Genomic DNA, 10,039 nt, shown 5'->3' on the forward strand with positions numbered 1-10,039 from the left:
CGTACATTGCCCGTATTGCCACGGCTGGGAGGTTCGCGACCACAAGATCGGCGTCCTGGCAATGGAGCCGATGGAACTGCACAAGGCGTTTCTGTTCCGTCAGTGGAGCTCGGACATCGTGTTGTTCCCCGGGGGCATCGAGCTGGACGCCGAACAACGCGCACAACTCGACGCATTCGATATCGCGGTGGTCGGCGGCGCAGTCGATCGGCTCGAGATCGACGACGATCGACTCACGGGTGTACGGCTCCGGGACGGTCGCGTTGTCGAGGTCGACACTGTCGCCGTTTCTACGAAGATGATTGCCCGCACCGATCTTTTCACCGGAATCGGAATCGAGCCGACGTCCCATCCGTCCGGGGGCGCGTTCATCGAGACTGACGAGGTCGGACAGACCACGGTGCCCGGCGTCTGGGCTGCCGGCAACGCATCCGACATTTCCGCGCAGGTGAGTGGCGCCGCTGCGGAAGGCGCCCGCGCGGCCCAACACATCAACGCCAACCTGGTGATGGACGACCTGAAAAGGGCAGTTGCCTCGAAAGCCGACACCACCGCTACCACCGAAAGAGAACTCTCGCGATGACGCATTCATTCGACAAGTACTACTGGGACCAGATTTGGCAGGGCGACCGCGCTGCCGCGATGGCTGCCGGTGATCCCAACCCGCACCTGGTGCAGGAGGTCAACGACCTGACTCCTGGTACAGCTATCGATGCGGGTTGCGGCGCCGGAGCGGAAGCGATCTGGCTCGCGGCGCACGGTTGGCAGGTCACCGGTGCCGACATCTCCGCTGACGCTATAGCCCGCGCACGCGACAAGGCCGCTGCCTGCGGCGTCGAAGAACAGGTTCAGTTCGTCGAAGCGGACTTGTCCTCATGGACACCACACGAGCAGTACGACCTGGTCACCACCCACTATTCGCATCCCGCAATGCCTCAGCTCGAGTTCTACGACCGCCTGGCGACGTGGGTAGCCCCGGGCGGAACCTTGTTCATCGTCGGTCACCTCCATCTCGCGACGAGTCACGGCGCGGCCGATAATCACGGACACGGACACGGGCATGGGCATGGCGACGGCGAGCAGCCGCCCGCCGAGGCGTCGGCGACCGCAGCAGGGATTACAGCGCGCCTCGACCCATCACTGTGGGACGTACGGACTGCCAACGAATCTCATCGCACGGTGAACGGTCCCGATGGCCGAGAGACGACGATCCACGACGTGGTCGTCAGAGCGATACGCCGCAACTGAACCGGGCCATCAGGCCTGAACCCGATCACGGCGTCGCCGGCGCCCGAAATGGTGCCGGCGCGCCACTTCTTCTGCCCTCATTCAGAAAGAAAACTGTGAGCATAAATGCATCGACACCGACAACCGGTGACGTCCACTCGACTATCGATGATCCTGCCCGTCGCCGCGCGATACTGATCGCGGTCTGTATCGCGCTCATGGCCGTTATCGCGTCCGTGACCGGACTCAATGTCGCCCAACCTCAACTCGCCGTAGAGTTCGATGCTCCTCAGAGTGAAGTGCTGTGGTTCATCAACCTCTACACAATGAGTTTGGCTGCACTCCTCCTACCTCTCGGTGCACTCGGAGACCGGGTGGGACGCAAACCGATGTTACTGGCCGGGCTGGCCACTTTCGGAATCTCGAATGTTGCTGCCGGACTGGCAAATTCGTCGGAGATGATGCTGGCCTCCCGCTTCGTCTCCGGAGTCGGTGCGGCAATGATCATGCCGGTCACCCTTGCTGTCATCACCTCGACCTTTCCGGACGACGAGCGGGCCAAGGGTATCGGGGTCTGGACCGCGGTCGCCGGCGGTGGCGGAATTCTCGGTATGTACCTGTCCGCGCTACTGGTCGACGTTGCCTCGTGGCGGTGGTTGTTCGTGCTACCCGTTGCGCTCGTGCTGATTTCGGCCGCGTTGATCATGCGGTCGGTTCCCAACTCGCGAGAGATCACCGAGCACCGGTTCGATGCTGTCGGCTCGTTTACCTCGGTGCTCGCGGTGCTGGCTGTCGTTTTCGCTCTCCATGAAGGGCCGGTGTACGGGTGGACCGAACCGCTGACTCTCATCGCTGTCGTTACGGCAGTCGTTGCCGTCATCGTATTTATAGTGTGGGAACTGCGGCAGCAAGCGCCACTCCTGGATGTACGCCTGTTCGGCGGACGCAATCTGTCCAGCGGCTCGCTTACGCTCCTGGTGGTTTTCGGAGTTCAGGCCGGAATCTTCGTCGTCCTCTTCCCGTTCCTACAGGTCGTGCTCGGCTGGTCGGCGCTGCGCGCCACCCTGGCCCTCATGCCGATGGCATTGATGATGATGGCCGCCTCCGTTCTCGCCCCTCGCCTCGCTGCCCGCGTCGGAAGCCGCTCGGCGATGGTGTCGGGCATCTTTCTTGCCGGCGTCGGTCTCGTACTCATGGCGAGCCTGGTGTCCGTCGACGGCGGATACCTCGCGGTGCTGCCAGGGATGCTCGCGATGGGTCTGGGCATGGGCCTGGGTATGACGCCGTCGACCGAGGCCATCACCAGTACCTTGCCGCGCGAGCGGCAAGGGGTTGCTTCGGCGCTGAACGACGTGACTCGTGAGTTCGGCACCGCCCTGGGGGTGGCACTACTCGGTGCGGTCCTCTCCGCGGGTTACCGAAACTCGATCGACCCCCGGCTCGAAGGGATCCCGACCGACATTGCCGATACCGCACGCGAGGGCGTCACGACCGCAGTCGTCGCCGCCGACGGAGCGGGCGAGCACGCCCAGGATCTGGTGAGGGCGGCCGAAGAATCCTTCGTCGACGGTTGGCAACACTCCATGTGGGCTGGTGCAGCGGTCATGGCCGCATTGTTCGTGTACGTGCTCGTCCGCGGTCCCGTTGTGGCGTCTACGCCATCGTCAGACCCCAATATGGCGCAGGCTCGAAGGACTCCGGCCGCCGAATCGTCCGAAGAGTGCGCGCGATAAAGATCAATCAACGTCTATTCCGGCGAGCGTTACCTGAGGCGTACATCAGAAGTCCGTCGGTGCGGTAACTGTCGGTGCTGTCGTGCTGACGCTGATTCGGTCGTGAAATCAACATGGGTGCGGAGATATAGCAAAAGCACACGCGGAGCGTGCCCGTGTACGCACTACTTTCGAGTAAGTAGTGGTCACACAGTCCCTCTGATCATCGATCGACGGCTTCGCTCCCGGGGTACATCGAATCCCAGAACCGCATCATCTCGGTGACCGAGTCCTGCAGGGTTTCAGCATCCACGCCGTCTCTGGCCAGCGGGGTCAATCCGAGTAGGAAACTATGAAGCATCGTCGCGAGTGCCTCGATGGAGGTACGGGGTTCGAGCTTCCCAACGGCGATTGCGCGTTCCACAAGGGCCGCCATGTTCTCGCGGTCAAACGTTCTCCGCGTCTCCAAAGCGGCGCGCCTGTTCTCGTCCGCGCCGGCAATCAGAGAGCCGAGGCCGATCAGGCAACCGAGCGGATGCGCCGGATCGGTTTGCATGATCACCGACCCGCGCAGCGTCTTCTCCATCGCTTCCCGCGGTTCAAGGTCGACGGCGGCAAGCGGTAGCGTCACGCGGCCGTAGCTTCCAATGTATCGCTGGACCGCAGCGTCGAACACGCCCTCCTTGGAGCCGAACGTTGCGTAGAAGCTAGCTGATGACAAACCCATAGCCGCGCGTAACTGCGCCAACGACGTTGCGTCGTAACCGCTCTCCCAGAACAGCAACATGGCCGCTTCGACCGAGCTGTCGAGATCGAACTTCCGTGGTCTCCCGGTTCTAGCCATCACACTCCTGAACGACTGCACTGTGTCACGAATTACAGACTATTTGATCCATATAAGTTGGCAACAGCCAGGCGGTGATGTTCACTTATGGAGTGAATGATCCAGATATTGCCTTCCAGGGCCGAACAGACCCCAATGCACCTCATCCACTTCTCGGCGACGCACCTCAGACTCTGCCGTGGGCAGCGCTGCTGGCGATGTCGGCCACTGCGTTCATCGTCATCATGACCGAAACGCTGCCTGCAGGATTGCTCCCGCAGCTCTCCGCTGGGTTCGGGGTCGGAGAAGCCGCAGCCGGACAGTTGATCAGTGCGTATGCACTCGGTGCCGTGTTGTTTGCGATTCCGGCGATCACCCTCACGCGCGGATGGCGCCGAAAGCGAATGTTGCTTCTCGCCGTCGGCGGGTTTGTCGTAGCAAACACGATCACTGCGCTCGCGCCCAATTTCACCGTAACGTTGGGTGCACGCTTCGCGGCAGGCGCCTTCTCAGGAATGGTGTGGGGCATGCTCGCCGGGTACGCCCGCAAGATTGCCCCGCCTACGCTGTCCGGAAAAGCATTGACCGTGGCGATGGCTGGCACTCCTGTCGCGTTCGCCATCGGCACACCTGTCGCGACTTATCTAGGCTCTGTGTTCGGCTGGCGCGCGACGTTCGGTCTGATGTCCCTGATCACTCTCGGGTTGGTCGCATGGATCGTTGCAGTGGTTCCTGATGCCGCGGGGCAGCACGCCAGCGGACGCACGCCCCTCGTTCGGGTGATGCTGTTACCCGGCGTCGCTCCGATCATCGTTGTCGTGCTCGGATGGTTTCTCGCTCACAACACCCTCTACACGTACATTTCCCCGATCATCGACCATACAGGCGTGAGCCTGAGGGTCGATGTCGTGCTCGCCATTTTCGGGGTGGCTGCATTGACGAGCATCGCGGCTGTCGGGACGCTGGCGGATCGCATGTTGCGGACGCTCATCCTGACCGGCCTGAGCTCATTGGCGATCGGGGCTACCTTGCTGACGTTTGCAGGCAACAGCCCGATGGCTTTCGTTGTGGCAGTGGTTCTGTGGGGCTTGTCCTTCGGCGGGGCCTCGCCGTTGCTGCAGACCGCACTCGCCGATGCCTCCGGACCCGATGCAGATGTCGCCAATTCGGTTCTGACGACGGCTGCAAATACGGCCATCTTCCTCGGAAGCGGCGCGGGCGGAGTACTTCTCGCTACCGTGGGCCCAGGATCGTTCCCCATCTTCACTCTCGCATTGATCCTCGGCACGGTAACGGTAGTAGCCGTTGCTCGTCGGTTCAGCTTTCCTCCTGGCGCGCGGCAGTAGCCGCGTTTCAGGCGTTTTCGACGAGTCGTATCACCGACGACTTGGCATCCGCATGGTTGATTCGCCACCCACAAGAAACAGGAAGTACGGTACTGGCTCGCCGACAACCCCGACATCACAGTGCATTTCACGCCTACATCGGCGTCGTGGATGAACCTCGTCGAGGTGTGGTTCGGCACCGTCGAGCGACAAGCGATCCACCGAGCCACGTTCCACAACGTCCGGGACCTCACCGCCAAGATCCGCGCGTTCATCAACGGGTGGAACCCACGCGTTCAACCGTCCGTATGGACCAAAACAGCCGAACAAATCCTTAAGAAAGCCAACCGCCCAACAACTTCAAACGCGGACCGCTAGTCCTCTTTGCGGCAGAGTTTCCTGCCAGGACAATAGCCGGTTTTTACCACAATTCGATCGACCAGACGGCCTATTTTGACCACTTCCAAGCAACTGGACTCATTAGGCGCGCCCGAGTCGAATTCCCGTTCTTGCAAGACAAGTAAGCTTATGTTTTCATTGCGGGAAAAACAATTCCAGTGTACCTTGCAACGCGATCGCAGGGCTCGCCAGATCGATCGAATTCATATCGGAATTCGGTGCCCAGATCGGGGGTCAGATTGCTGTATACCCACCATCGACTGGAATGGACGAAGCAGTGATGTAGCTTGAGTCCGGCCCGGCTAGGAAAGCAACGACCTTCGCCACCTCATCAGGTTCGGCCTGCCGCTTGAGTGGATGTAAATCGATCAAGTTCTGCAGGTAGGCGGAGCCTTCCGGGCTGATCGACATAGCAGCTGTGGACATAGGCGTACGTGTTGTTCCGAGAACTATGGCGTTGGAACGAATTCCGTCTCCCGCGTAGGTCACTGCGTCGGTCTTGGCCATCATAATGACAGCCGCCTTCGTCGCGTGGTACAGCGGAATGTCTGCGTTGGCGGCCACTCCGTACGTCGACGAAATGTTCACGATAGATCCTCCGCCCGACTGTCCGAGCATGCTTTGAATGGCGTACTTGGAACAGAAGAAGGTGCCTTTGACGTTGACCGCAAAGACGGCGTCGAAGTCGTCCTCGGTTGCTTCGTGTGTGGGTCGGGAAGTGCCGGTAACGCCTGCGGCATTGACCAAGATATCGACGGGTCCGAGAAGTTGTTCGATTTGTTCGAAAGCTGTCTGGACCTCGTCGTTGCTTGTGATGTCGACACCGAGTTGGATTGCTTTTCGCCCCTCGGCCGACACGAGGGATGCGACGTCGTCAACCGAGTCGCGGTCGAGGATTGCAACTGTTGCGCCTTGGCGGGCCAGCTCCCGGGAAATTTCGGTCCCGAGTCCACCTGCCCCGCCGGTGACTACTGCGACTTTGTTGTTCAGCTTCATTTTGATCTCTTCTCGTGTTGGCGCTGATGTGGCCGTTCGTGTGCAGAGGTGGGCTCAGCGGTCGCGGACGCCGATCTCCAGTAGCTGGCGAACCGAGGTTCCGAGCGCGCGGCCGGCGTCCGTCGGGCGCATCGCATCCAAGTCGTCGGAGAAAATCTCCGGACCTGCGGAGCCGAGCGAGCCGCGGCTTCTGACCACGGTCAGTATGCTTTCCAGATCGAGGGTTCCATGGCCTGGAAGCTGTCGCTTGTGCAAGGTGAGGTCCACCAGATCCGCTCCTGCCGGTGCGGGGAATCCGTCTGCGAGTTGCACATTGACGGTGATATCGTCCGGAATCCGGGCGAGTAGGTCGAGATCGGATCCACTGTGCGCGAAGTGCCAGGTATCGAGCATCAGTCCGCTGTTGGGTCTTTGTGCGCGATCGACTATGTTCCAGGCTGCAGCGAGGTCGGGTACGCCCCAGAACGGCATGAACTCGAGGTTGACGGGGATTTCTCTGGTCAACGCGGCGTCGCACAGCTCGCCGAATCCCCGCACCAGGGTGTCGTGCGGTACGGCATCATGATCGAAAACCGCGACGGCCAGAATGGATCTGAGGTCGAGTGAGTCGACGAGTTGAAGACAGTCGTCGACAGAAAAATCGAATCGTGCAACCAGGTTGTCATCTGCGCCGGTAGGTACCCGAATGGGTGCCCACCCTGTGACCGTATCGAGGTGCAGATCGAGGCCGACCTCACTCGCCAGACGTCTGACGCCCGTCGCACCGAGGTCGCTGATCGCCACGCGATAGGCCGCTGGTGTCAGCGCGAGTGAGTCGAATCCAGCCTCGGCGGTGGTCTCGAGTTGTTCGCGGTAGCTGAAAGTGCGCACACTTCCCTCCCACATGATCAACTCCGTGGGTGAATTCACAGCTTTCTCCTTCTTTTCAGGGTGCTCCGAAGCGGAGTCACTTCTTGGATTGCGACCCGACTCTGTCCACGCGTGAACCAGGGACGATGGCGTGCCGTCGGGCGAGAAACGCGATCGCAAATACGGTTGCGATGACGAAGAGGGCGGCCCACGGGAACACTCCCGCGCCGGTGGCATCGAGCAGTACTCCGCCCGTGGTGCCCGCACCGAAGATCGCAAGATTGGCCGCGACAGTCAGCATAGAATTTGCAACGTCGGCATCGGGTCCTGTGGTGTCCGCTAGTGCTGTTTGCATCAGCGTCGAGGCTCCTGCGAACGTGCCGCCCCACAGGACTACCGCGATAAGGAGGACCACGGTGTTGCCGCCCGCGATTCCGAGGGCGAGAGCCGCAGTCGCGAACGCGGTCAAGCTGGCCAACACCATTTTCCGCAAGGATCGATCGATCACTGTGCCGGTGAGCACGATTCCTGCGAGCGAGGCGATACCGAAGACGAACAGGACTATCTCGATACGCAACCCGGCGTTCACGGATACGAGGAACGGCGCGATGTAGGTATAGAGCATGTTGTGGGCGAGGAACCAACCGAAGACGATGAAGAGTATCGCCGCAACTCCCGGGGTAGCAAAGACCCGGTGTAGAGGTGTACGGGTTTGCGGTGGCTGCCCCGGAGCATCCGGAACAGCGACGATGATCCACGCGATGAGGACAGCGGCAAATGCGGCCAAAGTCAGAAATGCCCATCGCCAGCCGAACATCGAGCCCAGGTATGTGCCGAGGGGAGTACCGATGGCGAAGGCAATGGTGGTTCCCGCCATGGCAATCGCCAGCGCTTTTCCGGTTTTGGCTGCAGGGGAAATCTTGCGTGTGTAGCCCGCCAGCATTCCCCACAGCACTCCGGAGAATGCGCCGGCGACGAAACGTGCCACCAGTGTAACGGCGAAGATATCGACGGTGGCGGTAATACTGTTGGCTAGGAGCATGCCCGCCACGACGGCGAGAAGTATCGGCTTTCGCCGCATTCCACGGGTGAGCGTGATAGCGGGGATTGCCGCGATGACGGCTCCGAGCGCATAGGCGCTCACCATCTGCCCCGCTGCCGAGCTACTGATCGAGAGACCCGACGAGATTTGCAGGAGCAGTCCCGCTGGGAGTGTCTCGGTCACGATGGTGAGCAGCGCAGTCGCTGCAAGTGGGAGTAGCGCGGCGATGGGGAGAGAATCAGTGTTCGCACCACGGCGCGAATTCTGTTGTCCTGGTGTGGTTTGACGTGGAGTGGTCATTGTTGTCCTCGTTCGGCATGACGGGCGCTGTTCAGCGGAGGGGTAGAGAGCGCTGGAAATTTTGGAGTTGTCGTTCAAGAGGTTCGGTCGAGCAAAATGCTCAGAAAGACCCCGGACAAGTGCTGTGGTGTTGACACACAGCGAGATAGTCGAGGCTGCCCACTTCGGGAGTCGACAGCGTATGAATTTGGTTGTGCCAAACCCGCGCCGCGTCGATGGAGGAGCGACTGACAGTTCGTCGCTCGGTCCGCGCTACGCATCGAGAGGGAGGCTACGACAGAAGCGCACGCGGCTGTTCAGCGAAAAGCAGTTGGCCAGCGGCTTTCTGGAGGCCGCGGGCGGGGAGCAATTCGTGGGCCGAACCGCCTCCCTCCGGCATCCTGTGTGCGTATTCGAGGTAGCATTGCCGTGTCCGCACACGATCATTCGATTCACGAATGCCCGCCGCTGGCTCTGCCCTTGGCGGTCCGCGAATATTCCTGGTTAGCCCGCAGCCGCGGTGATCGGCACTGTGTCCCAATGGAACGGTTGCATTTCCAGGATGCGTCCGTCACGAACAGTGATCATCTGCAGCAGCGGCCAGGTGATATCCGTTCCGGTGCGTTTGGCTCGGGCGACCACCGTCGATCGCACGAAGATGTGGTTCGTTCCCGACGGATAGAATATGGGATCCTCGACAGTGAGGGAGGCCCATGTGTCCCCGAAAGCCGCCATCCACCGCTCTAAACCATCGTGGCCGCGCCATTCTCCGGCGTACGGCATCGAATCTGGCTGATACATAACGCATTCTGGATCCAAGGTGCTGGCAATCTCACTGAAGTCCTTGCCGCCTGTGGCTATGTATTTCGCCTCCGCTGCATAGAATTTCAGCAGAACCAGCTCACAATCGCTGCTGTTGCCCATCAGTTTTTCTCCTTGCACATAGGGCCCCGTTAAGGGGATGTTGAACTCTCAGGCGCTGTGGCCATGGATCATCAGGCTTGCGAGGTCGTCGGGTTTGATGAATGACGGAGGGGGCGGCGGGCCCCACCGATAGAGTCCGCGTGCTCCTTCTAGTTCTTCGGGTGTCCAGAGCGCATCCTCGGCGATGAAGTCCATGTCGCTGTGATATTCCGCGAAGTTGCCGGCAGGGTCTTTGAAGTACCAGAAGAAATTGGATCCGGCGTAGTGCCGGCCCAGTCCCCAGACGTGGCGTTCGGGGTGGCCTTCGAGCATGTCCATTGCGCCTCGCCCTATGGAGTCGATATCGTCGACCTGCCAACTACTGTGATGCATGAACGCCATGGGAGCGCGTTGGATCAGGATGTTGTGGTGATCGGTTGAGCACCGCAGGAACACTCCTTCACCCTTGACGATGTCACTGATC

Annotated in this window: 9 protein-coding genes and 2 pseudogenes; 5 read left to right on the forward strand and 6 right to left on the reverse strand. The window is 60.7% G+C overall.

The genetic code is table 11. The annotated features are described in order from the left end of the window. The 3 genes from QMK17_RS25585 to QMK17_RS25595 form a co-directional block, all read left to right on the forward strand. On the forward strand, window positions 1-583 hold a 583-nt coding region (locus QMK17_RS25585; protein WP_283512097.1), incomplete at its 5' end, for an FAD-dependent oxidoreductase. Further along, window positions 580-1,248 (forward strand): class I SAM-dependent methyltransferase, encoded by a 669-nt coding sequence (locus QMK17_RS25590; RefSeq protein ID WP_283512098.1) that lies wholly within the window; start codon window positions 580-582, stop codon window positions 1,246-1,248. The genes QMK17_RS25585 and QMK17_RS25590, both read left to right, overlap by 4 nt. Before the next feature lie 95 nt (window positions 1,249-1,343). Next, window positions 1,344-2,960, forward strand: a complete 1,617-nt coding sequence (locus tag QMK17_RS25595) for an MFS transporter (protein ID WP_283512099.1) — start codon at window positions 1,344-1,346, stop codon at window positions 2,958-2,960. A gap of 202 nt (window positions 2,961-3,162) precedes the next feature. Here the strand turns inward: QMK17_RS25595 and QMK17_RS25600 are convergent, their stop codons facing one another. Next, window positions 3,163-3,783 carry a TetR/AcrR family transcriptional regulator gene (locus tag QMK17_RS25600; protein ID WP_283512100.1) on the reverse strand — a complete coding sequence of 207 codons (621 nt, stop codon included), beginning with the start codon at window positions 3,781-3,783 and terminating at the stop codon, window positions 3,163-3,165. A 92-nt stretch (window positions 3,784-3,875) separates the two neighbouring features. Between QMK17_RS25600 and QMK17_RS25605 the strand changes: the two genes are divergently transcribed. Then, a complete protein-coding gene (locus tag QMK17_RS25605; protein WP_283512101.1) occupies window positions 3,876-5,108 on the forward strand; it encodes an MFS transporter in 1,233 nt (410 codons plus the stop codon). Window positions 5,109-5,186: 78 nt separating this feature from the next. Next, window positions 5,187-5,465: pseudogene (locus QMK17_RS25610) on the forward strand (IS630 family transposase); the annotation flags it as partial. A 255-nt stretch (window positions 5,466-5,720) separates the two neighbouring features. Here the strand turns inward: QMK17_RS25610 and QMK17_RS25615 are convergent. The 5 genes and pseudogenes from QMK17_RS25615 to QMK17_RS25635 form a co-directional block, all read right to left on the reverse strand. Then, entirely contained in the window at window positions 5,721-6,482 is a 762-nt protein-coding gene (locus QMK17_RS25615) for an SDR family NAD(P)-dependent oxidoreductase (RefSeq protein ID WP_283512102.1), read from the reverse strand. A gap of 54 nt (window positions 6,483-6,536) precedes the next feature. Beyond that, window positions 6,537-7,391, reverse strand: a complete 855-nt coding sequence (locus QMK17_RS25620; RefSeq protein WP_283512103.1) for a sugar phosphate isomerase/epimerase family protein — start codon at window positions 7,389-7,391, stop codon at window positions 6,537-6,539. Window positions 7,392-7,428: 37 nt separating this feature from the next. Next, window positions 7,429-8,673, reverse strand: coding sequence for an MFS transporter (locus tag QMK17_RS25625; protein ID WP_283512104.1), 1,245 nt, complete (start codon window positions 8,671-8,673; stop codon window positions 7,429-7,431). 483 nt (window positions 8,674-9,156) lie between these two features. After that, window positions 9,157-9,576, reverse strand: coding sequence for a nuclear transport factor 2 family protein (locus QMK17_RS25630; protein WP_283512105.1), 420 nt, complete (start codon window positions 9,574-9,576; stop codon window positions 9,157-9,159). A 48-nt stretch (window positions 9,577-9,624) separates the two neighbouring features. Then, a pseudogene (locus QMK17_RS25635) lies at window positions 9,625-10,039 on the reverse strand (VOC family protein); the annotation flags it as partial.

Source organism: Rhodococcus sp. G-MC3 (genome assembly GCF_030063335.1).
Classification (GTDB): Bacteria; Actinomycetota; Actinomycetes; order Mycobacteriales; family Mycobacteriaceae; genus Rhodococcoides.

Bases quoted from the DNA above. Each gene is read 5' to 3' on its own strand.
- QMK17_RS25590 (WP_283512098.1), top strand. From the start codon at position 580: ATGACGCATTCATTCGACAAGTACTACTGGGACCAGATTTGGCAGGGC.
- QMK17_RS25600 (WP_283512100.1), bottom strand. From the start codon at position 3,783: ATGGCTAGAACCGGGAGACCACGGAAGTTCGATCTCGACAGCTCGGTC.
- QMK17_RS25615 (WP_283512102.1), bottom strand. From the start codon at position 6,482: ATGAAGCTGAACAACAAAGTCGCAGTAGTCACCGGCGGGGCAGGTGGA.
- QMK17_RS25625 (WP_283512104.1), bottom strand. From the start codon at position 8,673: ATGACCACTCCACGTCAAACCACACCAGGACAACAGAATTCGCGCCGT.
- QMK17_RS25630 (WP_283512105.1), bottom strand. From the start codon at position 9,576: ATGGGCAACAGCAGCGATTGTGAGCTGGTTCTGCTGAAATTCTATGCA.